This window comes from Streptomyces sp. NBC_01283 (genome assembly GCF_041435335.1).
Taxonomy (GTDB): domain Bacteria; phylum Actinomycetota; class Actinomycetes; order Streptomycetales; family Streptomycetaceae; genus Streptomyces.
This window is the reverse complement of the sequence record NZ_CP108430.1, coordinates 8,157,987-8,174,802: the sequence shown is the minus strand read 5'-3', so window position 1 is coordinate 8,174,802 and position 16,816 is coordinate 8,157,987. Positions and strand designations below refer to the sequence as shown.

At 70.8% G+C, this 16,816-nt stretch carries 13 protein-coding genes; 11 read left to right on the top strand and 2 right to left on the bottom strand.

What is annotated here, in order from left to right; all coding sequences use genetic code 11:
- Window positions 1-28: 28 nt before the first annotated feature.
- Entirely contained in the window at window positions 29-2,050 is a 2,022-nt protein-coding gene (locus OG302_RS37090) for an FAD-dependent oxidoreductase (RefSeq protein WP_371530791.1), read from the bottom strand.
- Window positions 2,051-2,301: 251 nt separating this feature from the next.
- Here OG302_RS37090 and OG302_RS37085 point away from each other — a divergent pair, with 251 nt between their 5' ends.
- The 7 genes from OG302_RS37085 (at window position 2,302) to OG302_RS37055 (ending at window position 11,403) form a co-directional block, all read left to right on the top strand.
- Window positions 2,302-3,594 carry an ABC transporter substrate-binding protein gene (locus OG302_RS37085; RefSeq protein ID WP_371530790.1) on the top strand — a complete coding sequence of 431 codons (1,293 nt, stop codon included), beginning with the start codon at window positions 2,302-2,304 and terminating at the stop codon, window positions 3,592-3,594.
- Between the two features lie 52 nt (window positions 3,595-3,646).
- On the top strand, window positions 3,647-4,591 hold the full coding sequence (locus OG302_RS37080) for a carbohydrate ABC transporter permease (RefSeq protein WP_371530789.1): 945 nt from the start codon (window positions 3,647-3,649) through the stop codon (window positions 4,589-4,591).
- A 42-nt stretch (window positions 4,592-4,633) separates the two neighbouring features.
- The gene (locus OG302_RS37075) at window positions 4,634-5,461 is read left to right on the top strand and encodes a carbohydrate ABC transporter permease (protein ID WP_371530788.1); all 828 of its coding nucleotides are present in this window, start codon (window positions 4,634-4,636) and stop codon (window positions 5,459-5,461) included.
- Window positions 5,458-6,504, top strand: coding sequence for a LacI family DNA-binding transcriptional regulator (locus OG302_RS37070; protein ID WP_371530787.1), 1,047 nt, complete (start codon window positions 5,458-5,460; stop codon window positions 6,502-6,504). The genes OG302_RS37075 and OG302_RS37070 overlap by 4 nt, the downstream gene beginning before the upstream one ends.
- A 47-nt stretch (window positions 6,505-6,551) precedes the next feature.
- Entirely contained in the window at window positions 6,552-8,486 is a 1,935-nt protein-coding gene (locus tag OG302_RS37065; RefSeq protein ID WP_371530786.1) for a cellulase family glycosylhydrolase, read from the top strand.
- Entirely contained in the window at window positions 8,483-10,786 is a 2,304-nt protein-coding gene (locus OG302_RS37060) for a glycoside hydrolase family 3 N-terminal domain-containing protein (protein WP_371530785.1), read from the top strand. Before OG302_RS37065 ends, OG302_RS37060 begins: the two co-directional genes overlap by 4 nt.
- A gap of 98 nt (window positions 10,787-10,884) precedes the next feature.
- A complete protein-coding gene (locus OG302_RS37055) occupies window positions 10,885-11,403 on the top strand; it encodes a methylated-DNA--[protein]-cysteine S-methyltransferase (RefSeq protein WP_371530784.1) in 519 nt (172 codons plus the stop codon).
- Between the two features lie 6 nt (window positions 11,404-11,409).
- On the opposite strand, the gene OG302_RS37050 is transcribed toward OG302_RS37055, so the two are convergent.
- Window positions 11,410-12,177, bottom strand: coding sequence for an IclR family transcriptional regulator (locus OG302_RS37050; protein WP_371530783.1), 768 nt, complete (start codon window positions 12,175-12,177; stop codon window positions 11,410-11,412).
- A 254-nt stretch (window positions 12,178-12,431) separates the two neighbouring features.
- On the opposite strand from OG302_RS37050, the gene OG302_RS37045 reads away from it, so the two are divergent.
- The 4 genes from OG302_RS37045 (at window position 12,432) to chvE (ending at window position 16,800) form a co-directional block, all read left to right on the top strand.
- On the top strand, window positions 12,432-13,592 hold the full coding sequence (locus OG302_RS37045; RefSeq protein ID WP_371530782.1) for a mandelate racemase/muconate lactonizing enzyme family protein: 1,161 nt from the start codon (window positions 12,432-12,434) through the stop codon (window positions 13,590-13,592).
- Window positions 13,589-14,608 (top strand): zinc-binding dehydrogenase, encoded by a 1,020-nt coding sequence (locus tag OG302_RS37040; protein ID WP_371530781.1) that lies wholly within the window; start codon window positions 13,589-13,591, stop codon window positions 14,606-14,608. Before OG302_RS37045 ends, OG302_RS37040 begins: the two co-directional genes overlap by 4 nt.
- Before the next feature lie 98 nt (window positions 14,609-14,706).
- Window positions 14,707-15,675 (top strand): hypothetical protein, encoded by a 969-nt coding sequence (locus OG302_RS37035; RefSeq protein WP_361840214.1) that lies wholly within the window; start codon window positions 14,707-14,709, stop codon window positions 15,673-15,675.
- Between the two features lie 3 nt (window positions 15,676-15,678).
- The gene (chvE, locus tag OG302_RS37030) at window positions 15,679-16,800 is read left to right on the top strand and encodes a multiple monosaccharide ABC transporter substrate-binding protein (protein ID WP_371530780.1); all 1,122 of its coding nucleotides are present in this window, start codon (window positions 15,679-15,681) and stop codon (window positions 16,798-16,800) included.
- Window positions 16,801-16,816: the final 16 nt, after the last annotated feature.

Below are 16,816 nucleotides of genomic sequence, written 5' to 3'. Positions count from 1 at the left end.
GTACGGCGTCCGGAGCGGGCGCCCGGTGTCACAGTGCGGCGGCCAGCTCCGTGCCCTGCTTGATGGCCCGCTTGGCATCCAGCTCGGCCGCCACGTCCGCGCCCCCGATGAGGTGCGCGCTGTGCCCGCCGGCCAGCAGCTCCTCGTACAGGTCGCGGCGCGGGTCCTGGCCCGAGCAGAGGACGACCGTGTCGACGGGGATGACCGTGGACTGTCCGTCGACCGTGATGTGCAGGCCCGCGTCGTCGATGAGGTCGTAGCTCGCGCCGGGGACCATCGTGACGCCGCGGTGGCGCAGCTCGGTGCGGTGGATCCAGCCTGTGGTCTTGCCGAGGCCCTGGCCGACCTTGGACGTCTTGCGCTGCAGGAGGTGCACGGAGCGCGGCGGGGTGGGGCGGTCGGGCGTGGTCAGGCCGCCGCGGTCCTTGTAGTCCATGTCGACGCCCCACTGACGGAAGTACGTCGCCGGGTCCAGGCTCGCCTTGTCGCCGCTGTCGGTGAGGTACTCGGCGACGTCGAAGCCGATGCCGCCCGCGCCGATGATCGCGACCCGCTCCCCCACCGGCGCGCTGTCGCGCAGCACGTCGAGGTAGCCGACCACGCTGGGGTGGTCGATGCCGGGGATCTCGGGAATGCGAGGGCTGACTCCGGTGGCGACGACCACCTCGTCGTATGCGGCCTTCGCGAGCTCTTGCGCCGTGGCCCGGGTGTTCAACCGGACATCCACGCCGTGCAGTTCGAGCTGGGTGCGGAAGTAGCGCAGGGTCTCGTCGAACTCTTCCTTGCCGGGCACCTTGCGGGCGACATTGAGCTGGCCGCCGATCTCGGACGCCGCGTCGATGAGCGTGACGTCGTGGCCGCGCTCGGCCGCCGACACCGCGAAGGCGAGCCCGGCCGGGCCCGCGCCGACGACGGCGACGCGCTTCTTGGTGCGGGTCGGCGCGAGGACGAGCTCGGTCTCGTGGCAGGCGCGCGGGTTCACCAGGCAAGAGGTGATCTGCAAGTTGAAGGTGTGGTCCAGGCAGGCCTGGTTGCAGCCGATGCAGGTGTTGATGGCGTCGGACTGCTCGGCCCGCGCCTTGGCGACGAAGTCCGGGTCGGCGAGGAGCGGACGGGCCAGGGACACCATGTCGGCGGCGCCGTCGGCGAGCAACTGCTCGGCGATCTCCGGGGTGTTGATGCGGTTGGTGGTGACGAGCGGGACAGAGACCTCGCCCATCACCTTCTTCGTGACGAAGGTGTACGCGCCGCGCGGCACCGACGTCGCGATGGTGGGGATGCGCGCCTCGTGCCAGCCGATGCCGGTGTTGATGATCGTGGCGCCCGCGGCCTCGATCTCCTTGGCGAGGTGGACGACCTCTTCGAGGGTCGAGCCGCCGGGGACGAGGTCCAGCATGGAGAGGCGGTAGATGAGGATGAAGTCGGCGCCGACCCGCTCGCGGATGCGGCGGACGATCTCGACGGGGAAGCGGATGCGGTTCTCGTAGGCGCCGCCCCAGCGGTCCTCGCGCTGGTTGGTGGGGGCCGCGATGAACTCATTGATCAAGTAGCCCTCGGAGCCCATGACTTCGACGCCGTCGTAGCCCGCGAGCTTGGCCAGCTCGGCGGCACGCACGAAGTCCTCGATGGTCTGCTCGACCTCGTCGTCCGTGAGGGCGCGGGGCACGAAGGGGCTGATCGGCGCCTTGATGGCGCTCGGCGCGACGAGGCCCTCGTGGTAGGCGTACCGCCCGAAGTGCAGGATCTGCATGGCGATCTTGCCGCCCGCGGCATGCACGGCCGCGGTGACCCCGGCGTGCTTCTCGGCCTCCGCCTCGGTGGTCAGCTTGGCGCCGCCGTCCCAGGGGCGGCCGAGCTCGTTCGGGGCGATGCCGCCCGTGACGATGAGGCCGACACCGCCGCGCGCGCGGGTCGCGTAGAACTCCGCCATCCGCTCGAAACCGTTCGGCGCCTCTTCCAGGCCCACGTGCATGGATCCCATGAGGACCCGGTTGGGCAGGGTGGTGAAGCCCAGGTCGAGCGGGTTCAGCAGGTTCGGGTAGCGGCTCATGCGGGCCCTCCGTACGCGATGGTCGTCAGGACTGTTGTAGACGACGCGCCACACCTTGTGCAACTAGTTGCATAAAGAGTGAGAGGCAGGCCACGTGACGCCTCTGCGCCCGCTATGCCGCTTTCGCCGGAAGATTCACGGTGCGCAACAGGGGATTGACCATTCAACGAAGCACTCCTACGCTCCCCTCACCCCCGCAGGTATATCGATTAACCTCTGGTCGTCATCGCCCTGGTTGGAGACATCCCGCTGTGCGCTCAACGATGAGTCGGCGCGGCTTCCTCGCCGCAGGTTCCGGCCTGGCCGCCGCCACCGCCCTGCCCGCCCTCGCCGGCTGTTCCACGCTGGCATCGGCGGATTCCGATCCCGACACGCTCGTGGTGCACAGCCAGCTCGGCACCACCGCCCCGGGCTCGCCCACGTACCTGTCCGCCCTGAACACCTTCCGGGACGAGAACCCGGGCCTGAAGGTGAAGAACCTGGTCAACGGCGACGACCTCGCGCAGGTCTACGAGACCTCACGGCTTGCCCGCAAGGAGCCGGACGTCGTCATGGTGAACCTCTACGACAAGACGCTGGCCTGGACCGACGTCGGGGCCACCGTCGACGTCAAGGGGTACATGGACGACTGGGGGCTGCGAAAGCGCGTTCTGCCCGTCGCCCTCGACGCCTGGACCGACGGCAGGGGCCGCCTTCGCGCCTTCCCGTACTTCGCCACCAACTGGCCGGTCGCCTACAACACCGCGCTGCTCGACAAGGCCGGGGTCGACGCGATCCCCACCACCGGCGACCAGCTGATCGCCGCCGCCCGCAAGCTCCGCGCCAGGGGCATCGCGCCGGTGACCGTCGGCGGCAACGACTGGACGGGGCAGAAGCTCCTCGCCCAGATCATCCAGACCTTCCTCTCCCCCGACGAGGCGCGGAAAGTCTTCACGAGCGGCGACTTCAGCGGCAGCCGGGGCGCCCGCGAGGGCATCGAGTACTTCGCCGCCCTGCGGGACGCGGGTGTCTTCGCCGACAAGGCGCAAGGCCTGACCTCGGACACGATGACGACGCAGTTCAACACTCAGGCCGCCGCCATCGAGTCCGCGATGTCCTCCGCGCTCGCCAAGGTCCCGGAGAAGGTCGCGCGGCACACCGAGGTCGGCGGCTGGCCTCTCGCGCCGGACGCCGCGCACGCCAAGCCGACCATCCTGCGGACGTACACCCTCATCGGTTTCTGGATCAGCCCGAACGGCACGAAGAAGCTGGACGCCGTCGAGAAGTTCCTGCGCTTCATGTACCGCCCGGACACCGTCGCGCGCTTCATCAGGGAGAGCGGCCGGGACATGGCGCTGCGCTCCGACACCCTCAGCACGGACTTCCCGCTGGTCGCCGCGGCGCAGCGGCTCGGCACCGACGTCAGCCAGGCCCTGCTGCCCGATCTGTACGTGCCGCCGGCCGCGACGCAGCCCCTGATCACCGCGACCAGCACGGCGTTCACCCGTGGCACGAGCCCCGCCAAGGTGCGCTCCGTGCTCGAAGCCGCGTACCGCACCGCATGAGCCGCCCACCCGAGCCGTCCGAGCCGCCCGAGCCTTCTGGGAGTCACCCGAGATGACGACGCCGACGATGTCGACGAACGTGCCGCCGGGCGGGACCGAGGTCCGCCCCGCACCGTCGAAGCCCCCCGTCCGCAAGCGCCGCCAGGAAGGCGGCACGATCCTCGCCGTCCCCGCCCTGGTCTGGTACCTGGTCTTCATGGTCGGCCCGATGATCGCGATCTTCGTGATCGCGGCCCTGCACTGGCCGGGCATGCTCCAGCCGGTGTCGTTCGCCGGGTTCGACAACGTCCGTACGGTCTTCGGCGACCCGGTGTTCTGGGACGCCGTGCGCAATACGGCGGTCCAGCTCGCCGTCGCCCTGCCGGTCATGATCGTGTGCGCGTACATGCTGGGCTACTACGTGGCGCAGAAGCCGCCGGGCCACCGCGCCCTGCGTTACCTCCTCTTCATCCCCGGCCTCATCTCCACCCCGGCCAAGGCGATGGTGTTCTACGCGGCCCTCTCCCCCGACGGTCTGGTCAACGGCGCGCTGAAGTCGGTGGGCCTCGGTTCGGTGACCGACGCCTGGCTGGCCTCGCCCTCGACGGCGCTCGCCTGTCTCATCATGCTCGACATCTGGGGCGGCATCGGCTTCACGGCCGTCCTGTTCGCGGCGCGGCTCGGCAGTGTGCCCGAGGAGATCGGCGAGGCGGCGCAGCTGGACGGCGCCGGGCACTGGCGGACGATGTGGGGCGTGCACTTCCCGGTCATCCGCGAGTACGTGGGCGTGGTGACGATGCTCCAGTTCCTGTGGACGTTCTTCGGGTCGGCGCAACATGTCCTGCTGCTCACGCAGGGCGGGCCCGGCAGTTCGTCGACCACTCTTTCCTTCCTCGTCTACCAGAAGGCGTTCATCGCGGCCGACCTCGGCTACAGCCAGACCGTCGGCGTGATCCTCTTCCTGGTCGGCCTCGTCGGTCTGCTCAGCATCCGCCGCGCGTTCCGCCAGAACTACTGACGCCGCACGCCCCCGATGGACCCCCGATTGGAGCCGGTCACCTTGAAGCACGGAAAGTCCTGGCTGCCCGCGCACATCCTGGCGTGGGCGTACGCGGCGCTGCTCGTCGTCCCCCTCTACTATCTGCTCGCCTCGGCCTTCAAGACGAACGACCAGATCTTCGCGAGCCCCTTCTCCCTTCCCACCTCGCTGTCCTTCGGCAATTTCCGTACGGCTTTCGAGAGCGCCGATCTGGGGCTCGCGGTCTTCAACTCGGCGCTGGTGACGGCCTTTTCGCTCGCTCTGACGCTGGCACTCGCCATTCCGGCGGCGTTCGCCATCGCCCGCGCGACCGGGCCGCTCGGCGCGTTCGTCGAGAAGGTCTTCTCGCTGGGCTTCCTCATCCCGACGTTCGCCGCGCTCTTCCCGACCTTCCTGCTCGCGGCGGCCACGGGGCTCTTCCACACCCGCCTGTTCATGGTGCTCTTCCTGCCCGCCACCGCGATGCCGCTGTCCGTCGTCATCCTGGTGCAGTTCATGCGGACCATCCCCAGGGAGATGGAGGAGGCGGCGCGAATGGACGGCGCGTCGACGTTCGCGGTGCTGCGGCACGTGTACACGCCGATGTGTCTGCCCGGCATCGCGACGGTGCTGCTCCTGAACTTCCTGACGTTCTGGAACGAGTACCTGTACTCGCTCGTCATCATCGGCCCCGACCCGTCCCAGCGCACCGTGCAGGTCGCCCTGCCCACCCTCAAGTCCCTGACGGGGACGGATTACGGGGTACTGACCGCCGGTACGGTACTGACTCTCGTACCGGTATGGGCCGTCTACACGGTGCTGCAGAAGCGGATGCAGCAGGCCCTCGTCAGTGGGGCGGTGAAGATGTGAACGGGTCGAAGACATCGGGCAGGGACAGCGGCGGGCGTCCCACGATCAAGGCGGTCGCCGCAGCGGCGGGGGTCTCCACGGCCGCCGTCTCGCAGGCCTTCAACGCCAAGGGCCGCCTCTCGGAGCCCACCCGGCGCCGCATCCTGGACGCCGCGGCCAACCTCGGCTGGTCGCCCAGTGCGACGGCCACGGCGCTGCGCAGCGCGCGGACCCGCACGCTCGCCCTCGTCGTGCGCCGCCCCACGGACGTGCTCGGCGCGGACCCGCACTTCAGCGAGCTGATCACCGGCTTGGAGGGCGAGCTGGCGCCGCGCGGCTACGGCTTGCTGCTCCACCTGGTCACGGACGTGGCCGAGGAGAGCGCGCTGTACGAACGTCTCGCCGCCGAGGGCCGCGTCGACGGCGCCGTCCTGACCGACGCCCGCACCGACGATCCGCGCCCGCCGCTCCTGCGCGGCCTGGGTCTGCCCGCCGTGCTGCTCGGCGCGCCCCACCCGGACGCGCCCGTGCCCACCGTGGGCCTGGGCAACCAGGGCGCCGGCATACACGAAGCCGTCGACCACCTCATGGAACTCGGCCACCGGCGCATCGCCTATGTGGCGGGGCCCGGCGAGCTGCGGCACACGGGGCTGCGCCGGGCGGTCTTCGAAGAGACCTTGGCCCTCCGGGGGCTTGAGCCCGCCGCGCTGCTGAGCACCGACTTCTCCGAGGCCGCAGCCGTCGCCGCCACCGAGGAGCTGCTCTCCATGGCGGAGCGTCCCACCGCCGTCATGTACGCCAACGACTCCATGGCGGTCTGCGGCATCGGCGCGGCCCAGCGCGCCGGGCTGCGCGTCCCGGACGACCTGTCCGTCGTCGGCTACGACAACCTCCCGATCGGCCGCTGGCTGCATCCGCGCCTGACGACCGTCGACCAGCAGGTGCAGCGGGTCGGCGCGGCAGCCGCGCGTGCGCTGCTCGCGCAGTGCGGCGAAGACGTGCCGCCCGTCGCCCTGGACGATCGCCCGCGTCTTGTCATCCGGGAGTCGACGGGGCCCGCCTGACCGCCGATCACCTTTTCACCCTCGTACGGAAAGACCTGAGTACCACCATGCGACGCCACAGCGCCCAGCTCACCCATGACTCCGCCGTCCTGCCCTGGATCGGCGCCAACTTCTGGTCCCGCACCGGCGGTCCGCTGATGTGGCGGAACTACGACCCGAAGACGGTCCGCGAGGAACTCGCCGTGCTGCGTGAGCACGGCATGACGATGACCCGCTCGTTCTTCTACTGGCCGGACTTCCACCCCGAACCGCACCGCATCGACGAGGAGTTGTGCGAGCGCTTCCGCGACTTCCTCGACGCGCACACCGAGCTGGGCATGGGCACGGTGCCCACCTTCATCGTCGGGCACATGTCCGGCGAGAACTGGGACCCGGTGTGGCGCGGGGACCGGGACCTCTACGAGGACGTGTGGCTGGTCGGCCGCCAGGCGTGGTTCGTGTCGCAGATGACGCGCCGCTTCAAGGACCACGCGGCGGTCACGGGGTGGCTCATCACCAATGAGATGCCGGGCTACGGCCGCATCTACCAGGTGGATCCGCCGTCGAGTGATGTCGTCACCGCGTGGGCGCAGTTCATGTGCGACGCGGTGCGCGCGGCGGGCGGCACCCAGCCGGTGTCGCTCGGGGACGGCGCGTGGGGCATCGAGGTGACGGGCCGCGACAACGGCTTCTCGCTGCGGGACACGGCCGAGTACGTCGACTTCGTGGGCCCGCACGTCTACCGCTCCGACACGGACCGCGTACGGCAGCACTACCGCGCCGCCTTCGAGTGCGAGCTGGCCGCGGTCACCGAACAGCCGGTGGTCCTCGAAGAGTTCGGCCTCTCGACGGACACCGTGTCGGCGGAGAACGCGGGCATCTACTACCGCCAGACCCTCCACAACTCCCTCCTCGGCGGCGCGACCGGCTGGATAGCCTGGAACAACACCGACTACGACGACCTGTGGGACCAGTCGCCGTACGACCACCACCCCTTCGAGATGCACTTCGGCATCACGGACAGCACCGGCGCCCCGAAGACTCCGCTCATCGAACTCGCCTCGTTCTCCCGGGTATTGGAGCAGGTCGACTTCGCGCACTGCCGCCGCGCGGACGCGGACGCGGCGCTCGTGGTGCCCGCGTTCCTGGAGCGCGGCTACCCCTACAGCCGCCCCGCCGACCGTCCGCTGATCTTCACCTCCCTCCACCAGGGGTACGTCGCCGCGCGCGGGGCCGACCTCCCGGTGGGCCTCACGCGGGAGGCGGACGGGCTTCCCGGTGACGCGTCCCTCTATCTCCTGCCGTCCACCCGGCAGTTGACGACCCGCACCCGGCGCGAGCTGGAGCGGCGGGCCCGCGAGGGCGCCACCGTGTACCTGTCGTTCTGCTCCGGCGAGCACCCCGGGACGCGCGGGCCGTGGTTCGACGACCTGGACGGGCTCTTCGGCGTCGAGCTCCAGCTCTCCTACGGGGTGGCCGAGCCCATCGAGGACGACGTCCTGGAGCTGACGTTCACGGAAGACTTCGGCGGCATCGTGGCGGGCGAGACACTGCGCTTCCCTGTCGCGGGCAACGAGGACAGCCGCGCCTATCTGCCGGTCGTCCCGACAGGGGCGCGGGTCGTGGCGAAGGACACGCACGGCCGCCCCGCGCTCCTGGTCAACGAGACGGGCCAGGGCCGTACGGTCCTGGCGACGTACCCCTTGGAGCACATGGCCGCGCGCACGGCCCGCGTCAACCCGGAGCAGACGCACCGGCTGTACGCGGCACTGGCCCGACTCGCGGGCGTGGAGCGTCCGGTGACCGTCGACAGCCCCTACGTGTCGGCGGACGTCCTGGTGCACGAGGACGGGCGGCGGTTCGTGTGGCTGGTCAGCCAGTCGGACGAGGAGCTGGCGGTGCACCCGGCGGTGGCCGGTTCGCTGCACGACCTGGAGACGGGTGCGGCGGTGGCGGAGGTGCGGCTCGCCCCGTTCGGCGTGCGCGTCCTCGAACAGCGATGAGCGCGCCGCTGTACCGGGAGGCGGCTGCCCCGGCCGCCGACCGGGTGCGCGACCTCCTCTCGCGGATGACGCTGGCCGAGAAGGTGGGTCAGGTCAACCAGCGGATGTACGGCTGGCAGGCGTACGAGCGGACGCCCGACGGCCACCGCCTGACGGACGCGTTCCGCACCGAGGTCGCCGCGTTCGACGGGATGGGCGCGCTGTACGGACTCCAGCGCGCCGACCCGTGGTCGGGGGTGACGTTCGCGGACGGCATCTCCGCGGCGGACGCGGCGCGGGTCGCCGACTCGGTGCAGCGGCACGTCATGGAGAACACCCGGCTCGGCATCCCGGTCCTCCTCGTCGAGGAGGTCCCGCACGGCCACCAGGCCCTGGAGGGCACGGTCCTGCCGGTGAATCTCGCGGTGGGCGCGACCTGGGACCCGGATCTCTACGAGGCCGCCGCGGCGGGCGCCGCCGCCGAGCTGCGCGCCCGGGGCGGTCATGTCGCCCTCGTCTCGGCGCTCGACCTGGTCCGGGATCCTCGCTGGGGCCGGGCGGAGGAGTGCTTCGGCGAGGACCCGTATCTGGCGGCGCGCTTCACCGGGGCGCTGGTGCGGGGCATGCAGGGCAGCGGCCCCTCGTACGCCCCGGACCGGGCGGCGGTCGTGCTCAAGCACTTCGCCGGGCAGGGCGCGACGCTCGGTGGCCGCAACAGCGCGGCCACGGAGCTCGGCCCGCGCGAACTCCACGAGATCCACCTGGTCGCGGCGCGGGCGGGGATCCGCGCCGGGGCGGCGGGCGTGATGGCCGCGTACAACGAGTACGACGGCCTGCCGTGCGCGGCCAACCGTGAACTGCTCACCGGCCTGTTGCGCGGGCGCTGGGGGTTCACCGGTCTGGTCATGGCCGACGGATGCGCGCTCGACCGTCTCGTACACCTCGCCGGTGACCCGGTGGCGGCGGGCGCGCTGGCCCTGGACGCGGGCACGGATCTGAGCCTGTGGGACGGCTGCTTCCCGCGGCTCGCGGAGGCGGTGGAGCGCGGCCTGGTCTCCGAGCAGGCCCTGGACGCGGCGGTGGCCCGCGTCCTGACGCTGAAGTTCCGCCTGGGTCTCTTCGAGCGGCCCTACGTCGGCGAGGGGCGTGCGCACTCCCCCGCACTGGCCGAGGTGAGTGAGCGTCTGGCCCGTGAGTCCGTCGTCCTGCTGAGCCATGACGGAGTAACTCTCCCCTTGCTTCCCATGCTCCCCTCGGGGAACCCGTCCCGCGTCGCCGTCATCGGCCCCAACGCGGACTCGCTCCCCCAGCAGCTCGGCGACTACACCGCGCCGCAGCGCCCCGGCACGGGGCTCACCGTCCTCGACGGGATCACGGCGGTCGCGCCGCCGGGCGTCGAGGTGACGTACGCACGCGGCTGCGAGCTGGTCGGCGACGACAGCGGCGGGATCGCGGACGCGGTGACGGTGGCCGCCGCTGCCGATACGGCCGTACTCGTGCTCGGCGGGTCCAGCGCACGGGAGGCCGACACACGCTTCGACAGCAACGGGGCCGCGGTCGTCGGCCCCGGCGCCCCGGTGGGCATGACATGCGGCGAGGGCGTCGACCTAGCCGAACTACGCCTGCCAGACGGGCAGTTGACGCTGCTTGATGCCGTTGCCGCCACCGGCACGCCCGTCGTCGTGGTCCTCGTCCAGGGGCGGCCGCATGCCGTCTCGGAGCTGTCCGGGCGGGCCCGCGCCGTGCTGTCGGCGTGGTATCCGGGGCCGTGGGGAGGGCGGGCCGTGGCCGACGTGCTCTTCGGGCACGCGGAGCCCGTGGGGCGGCTCCCCGTCTCCGTGCCGCGTTCGGCCGCCCAGCTCCCGGTGTTCTACAACGCCAAGGATCACGGCTACCGGGGCTACGTGGACCAGCCCGCCGACGCGCTGTACGCCTTCGGCCACGGCCTCTCGTACACGACCGTCGAGTACGGGGAGCCGCGGCTCTCCCGCACCCGGGTTCCGGTCAGCGATCCGGCCCTCACCTGCACGGTCGGCGTGACGAACACGGGTGCGCGGGCCGTGCGGGAGACCGTGCAGCTCTACGTGCGCCGGGTCGCGGGGTCCACTTCCTGGCCGCGCGTGCGTGAGCTGCGCGGCTTCGCCCGCGTCGACCTGGCCCCCGGCGAACACGCCGAGGTCGCCTTCGTCGTCGAGGCGGATACCCTGGCCTCGCTCGACCGTGCTCTGGAGTACGCCGTGGAGCCGGGTGAGCTCCTGCTGGAGACCGGCCCCTCCTCCGACCGCACGAACGGCGCCCTCCTGGCCGTGACGCCGACGTGAGCCTGACGCCCTCGGGAGCGCCACGTCCGAATCCCGCCAGCCGCGTGCCCGCGGAGCCCGCAGACTTGTGGGTGTCACTGGGAAAGAGGGAGCAACTGATGACCAAGGTCATGGCCAAGGCCGTCTACACGACCGTCGACAGCCCGCTGGGCGAGCTGCTGCTGGTCGGTGAGGAGTCGGCCACCGCGAACGGCGGCACCGCACTGGCCGCGCTGTCCCTGCCGGGGCAGAAGGGCGGCGCCGTCGTCCAGGACGGGTGGGTGCGCGACGACGAGGCCTTCGCCGTGATCGCCGGGCAGCTCCGCTCATACTTCGACGGGACGCTCACGCACTTCGACATCGAGTACGTGAGCGGCGTCGGGACCGACTTCCAGGAGCGGGTCTGGCACGCCCTCGACACCCTCCCGTACGGCACGACCACCACGTACGGGAAGCTCGCCGAACAGCTCGGCATCTCGCGTGCCGCGGTCCGCGCCCTGGGCACGGCGATCGGGCGCAACCCCCTGCTCGTCGTCCGCCCCTGCCACCGGGTGATCGGGGCCGACGGCTCGCTGACCGGGTACGCGGGCGGCCTGGAGGCCAAGCAGCGGCTGCTCGACCTGGAGTCGACGCACTAGCGTCCACTAGCGACCCCGGTGGCCCAGCCGCTCCGAGAGGTCACCCGCGCCCTTGGCGGCCAGCTCGGCCAGTTCCTGCTCACGCTGCTCGCTCCAGCGGATCATCGGCACGGAGATGGACAGCGCCGCGACGACGTTCCCGGCACTGTCGCGGACCGGGGCGGCCACGCAGCTGACGTCGGGGTTGGACTCGCGGTGTTCGGCCGCGACCCCGCGCTCCCGGATGCCGGCGAGCGCGGCGAGCAGCGCGTCCGGCTCCGTGATGCTGTTCTGCGTCATCGCCACCAACTCCCTTCCGGACAGCCGGGTTTCGAGCTCGGCGGGGGGCAGCGAGGCGAGCAGCATCTTGCCGACCGACGTGCAGTGGGCGGGCAGTTTGCGGCCGGCGGCGGAGACCATCCGGACCGCGTGCGTGGAGTCCACCTTGGCGATGTAGATGACGTCCGTGTCCTCCAGGACCGCCACATGCACGGTCTCGTCGCAGGTCTCGGCGACCTCGCGCGCCACCTGCTGCCCCTCGGCGGCCAGGTCGAGCTGCTCGGCATACCGGCTGCCGAGCTGGTAGGCGCGTACGCCGAGGCGGTAGCGGCCCGTCTGGTCCGGGATCTGGACAAGGTAGGACCGGGCGGCGAGGGTGGTGAGGAGCTCGTGCACGGTGGTGCGCGGCAGCTGGAGTCTGCGGGTGACCTCGGGGGCGGACAGCGTGCCGTCGCCCTCCAGGAACAGCTCCAGTATGTCCAGCGCCCTGGTCACCGCTGGCACCAGTCGTCCCATGGTCGGCCTCCCACCCCGTGCGTCCGAAATTGCACCCACGGCAGGCCCGCGGATGCGTCCGAAACTTCGGTCAACGATCGATATGACGAACACAGGCTAGACACAGCGGCGTTCGACGCGCAACGGCCCGGGGGCACCCCGGGAGTCCAAGACCGTTTCGCACAACCCATTGACACCCTGCCGCCTGCGTGAATACGGTCACGCCAACATTTCGAACGTGTGACGAAATACCGAACAACCAAGGGGCAACTGCCTTGCGTATTACGGGAATCAGCACGCACGTGGTGGGGACGCCGTGGCGCAATCTCACCTACGTCCAGGTCCACACCGACGAAGGTCTCACCGGAGTCGGCGAGACCCGCATGCTCGGGCGCACGGACGCGCTCATCGGCTACCTCCGCGAGGCGGCGGCCAACCACATCGTGGGGTCCGACCCGTTCGCGGTCGAGGATCTCGTGCGGAAGATGAAGTACGGCGACTACGGCCGGGCCGGCGAGATCGTCATGTCGGGCATCGCCTGTGTGGAGATGGCCTGCTGGGACATCAAGGGCAAGGCCCTGGGCGTGCCGGTCTGGCAGCTGCTCGGCGGCAAGGTGACCGACCGGGTCAAGGCGTACGCGAACGGCTGGTACACCACCGAGCGCACCCCGGAGGCCTATCACAAGGCCGCCCGCGCCGTGGTCGAGCGCGGCTACCGCGCCCTGAAGATCGACCCGTTCGGGACCGGGCACTTCGAGCTCGACCAGGCGGGGACCTCGTACGCGGTCTCGCTGATCGAGGCGGTGCGGGACGCCATCGGCCCCGACGCCGAGCTGATGCTGGAGATGCACGGCCGGTTCAGCCCCTCCACCGCGGTGCGCCTGGCGCGCGAGATGGCGCCGTTCAAGCCGGCCTGGCTGGAGGAGCCGGTGCCGCCGGAGAACCTCAAGGCGCTTGAGAAGGTCGCCGCCAAGGTGGACATGCCGATCGCCACCGGCGAGCGCATCCACGACCGGATCGAGTTCCGCGAACTCTTCGAGTCCCAGGCCGCGGACATCATCCAGCCGGACCTCGGCCACATCGGCGGCATCCTGGAGACCCGCAAGCTGGCCGCGACGGCGGAGACGCACTACACGCTGATCGCGCCGCACAACGTCGGCGGCTCGGTGCTCACCGCGGCCTCGCTGCAACTGGCCGCCTGCACGCCCAACTTCAAGATCCTGGAGCATTTCAACGACTTCGCGGACGCGGAGATCAAGAAGGTGGTCAAGGGCGCGCCCCAGGTGGTCGACGGCTACTTCGAGGTGTCGCACGAGCCTGGCCTCGGCGTCGAGCTCGACACGGACGCGGCGGCCGAGTTCCCCCAGCAGCAGGCCCGGTTCGACCTGTGGGCCGAGGGCTGGGAGAAGCGCGCCCCCAAGGCGGCCGGGAAGTGAGCGGCGACTCACGCGCGATCGTCGTCGACCGGCCGGGCTCGCACCGGCTCACGGTCGGCGCACGCCCCGAACCCGGGCCCGGCGAGGTCCTGGTGCGGGTGGCCGCCGCCGGGATCTGCATGAGCGACCGCGAGGTGTACGACGGTCACCGGGACGCCGCCTATGTGCGCTACCCGGTGATCCCCGGCCATGAGTGGTCGGGGACGGTCGAGGCCACCGGCGAGGGCGTCGACCCGGCGCTCGTCGGGCGGAAGACCGTCGCCGAGGGGTTCCGCGCCTGCGGCACCTGCGAGCGCTGCCGCGAGGGCGAGACGAGCCTGTGCGGTGGCGGGTACGCGGAGACCGGGTTCACCGAGCCCGGCGCCTTCGCCGACCATGTGGCCGTCCCCGCGCGCCTGTTGCATCTCCTGCACCCGGACGCGGACCTGGCCGCCGCCGCCCTCCTGGAACCCGCCGCGGTGATCGCGGGCGCGGTGCGGACGGGACGGCCGAGGCCGGGCGAGCGGATCGCGGTGGTCGGCGCGGGCACCCTCGGGATGCTCGCGGTGCAGTTGCTCGCCGCGTCGTCGCCCGGTGAGCTCGTCGTGATCGACCCGCGGGCCGAACGCGGCAGCCAGGCGCTGCACTTCGGGGCGACCGAGAGCCTGACGCCCGCCGAGGCGGAGGCGTACCACGGCCGCTTCGATCTGGTCGTGGAGACCGCGGGCGCGCCCAGCACGGCGGCATCCTCCTGTCTCCTCGCGCGCAGGGGCGGCCGTGTGGTGCTGACCGGCATGTTCACTCCGGGCGCCGTCGGCATCGATCCGGTGCATCTCTCGCTGAGCCAGCTGGAGGTGCGCAGCGTCTTCGGCGCGCCGTCCTCCGCCTGGTCGGACGCGGTCCGCGCGTTCGGGCTCGGCCTGCTCGACCCGGCACCGCTCATCACGCACGAGTTCCCGCTTGAGCGGTTCGGCGAGGCGGTGGCGCTGGTCGGCGGCGGTGACCCGAAGACCGGGAAGGTGCTGCTTCGCCCCTGACCCCCGGGTGGGCACCGGCCCGTGCCGCCGTCCGCCCACCGAACCGGCCAACGTACGAAATATCGAACACAGCAGAATCCACTGCGTATGGGAGTCCCGTGACCAGCCCGTCAGCACCCCGCCGCCCCGGCGTCGACGCCCTCGCCCGCATCGGGCACCCCGTACCCGCCATCGACCCGGCCGACGCGTCCCCGCACGCGTTCCCCGACGGTGGCACCTGGCGCACCGAGATCCCCTCCGTGGAGGGGCCCGAGGCGCTGGCCGTCGTCCTCAAGGAGAGCTCGCGGCTCGACGTGCCGATCCACCGGATCAGCCAGGGCAGCGGCATCTGGATGCTCTCCGACGACGAGATCACCGAGATGGTGGAGGCCTGCGCAGAACGGGACATCGAGCTCTGCCTGTTCACCGGGCCGCGCGGCACCTGGGACATCGGCGCGGCGACCCGCACCGACTCCGGCGGCGGCGGCCTTCGTTCGCGCGGCCATGACGCGCTCGCCGGATGCGTCGAGGACGCCGTGCGCGCCACGGAGCTGGGGGTGCGCTGCCTGCTCGTCGCCGACGAGGGCGTGCTGTGGACGCTGCACCGGCTACGGGTCGCCGGTGTGCTCCCCGCCGACACCACCTTCAAGGTGTCGGCCCTGATCGGACCGGTCAACCCGGCCTCCTACGCGGTCTACGAGCGACTCGGCGCCGACTCGCTCAACATCCCGTCCGACCTCACCCTCGACCACCTCACGGAGATCCGCCGGGCCAGCCGCGCCCCGATGGACCTGTACATCGAGGCGCCCGACGACCTCGGCGGCTACGTCCGGATGTACGAGGCGGCCGAGCTGATCCGGCGCGGCGCCCCGCTCTACCTCAAGTTCGGCCTGAGCAAGTCCCCCGGCATCTATCCCTACGGTGCCCACCTGCGCGACCACACCCTGGACACCGCCCGCGAGCGGGTCCGCCGGGGCCGTCTCGCCCTCGACCTGCTCGCCCGGCACGGAGCGGACGGCGGAATGTCGCCGCTCGGCTCGCGCCTGCCCGGCGACCTCCAGCGCTTCCCCGTCCCGGAAGGGGACTGACCCATGAGCACCCGCACCTCCAGAAGAATACGTCTCACGGCGGCCGTGGCCACCGCCGTCCTGCTCGGCTCCCTGACCGCCTGCGGCCAGGAGGCCAAGGGCGGCAGCCGCTACCAGCCGGACGAGGGCAAGGGCAGCACCATCGGCCTCGCGATGCCCACCAAGGCCTCCGAGCGGTGGATAGCCGACGGCAACAACATGGCCAAGCAGTTCAAGAAGGCCGGATACAAGACCGATCTGCAGTACGGCGACAACAAGGTCGAGAACCAGATCGCCCAGCTGGAGAACATGATCACCAAGGGGCGCAGCCTCCTCGTGGTAGCCGCCATCGACGGCTCCGCGCTCAGCGAGGTCCTCCAGCGCGCGCACGACGCGGGCATCCCCGTGATCTCGTACGACCGCCTCATCCTCGGCACGGAGAACGTCGACTACTACGCGTCGTTCGACAACGAGCGTGTCGGCCGCCTGCAAGCCCAGTACATCGTCGACAAGCTGAAGCTGGGCAAGCCGGAGAAGGGCGGCGACACGCACAACATAGAGCTGTTCGCGGGTTCGCCGAACGACAACAACACGAAGTACTTCTGGAACGGCGCCATGAAGGTGCTCGATCCGTACTTCAAGAGCGGCCAGCTCACCGTCCGCAGCAAGCAGACGAAGATGAACCAGGCCACGACTCTGGACTGGGACGGCGGCACCGCGCAGAAGCGCATGGACGACCTGATCAGCAAGAACTACGGCTCGGCGAAGGTCGACGCGGTCCTCTCGCCGTACGACGGGATCTCGATCGGGATCATCTCCGCGCTGAAGAGCGCGGGGTACGGCTCCAAGAGCGAGCCGCTGCCGGTGATCACGGGGCAGGACGCGGAGCTGGCGTCGGTGAAGTCCATCATCCGGGGCGAGCAGACGCAGACGGTGTTCAAGGACACCCGCAAGCTGGCAGCGCGGGCGGTGTCCATGGGCGACGCGGTCCTGAACGACAAGAAGCCGAAGGTCAACAACACCAAGGACTACAACAACGGCAAGAAGACCGTGCCGTCCTTCCTCCTCGATCCGGTCAGCGTCGACAAGTCCAACACCCAACTCCTGGTCGACGAGGGTTACTTCAAGGCTGGGCAGCTCAAGTGAGCGCGCCCGTGCTGGA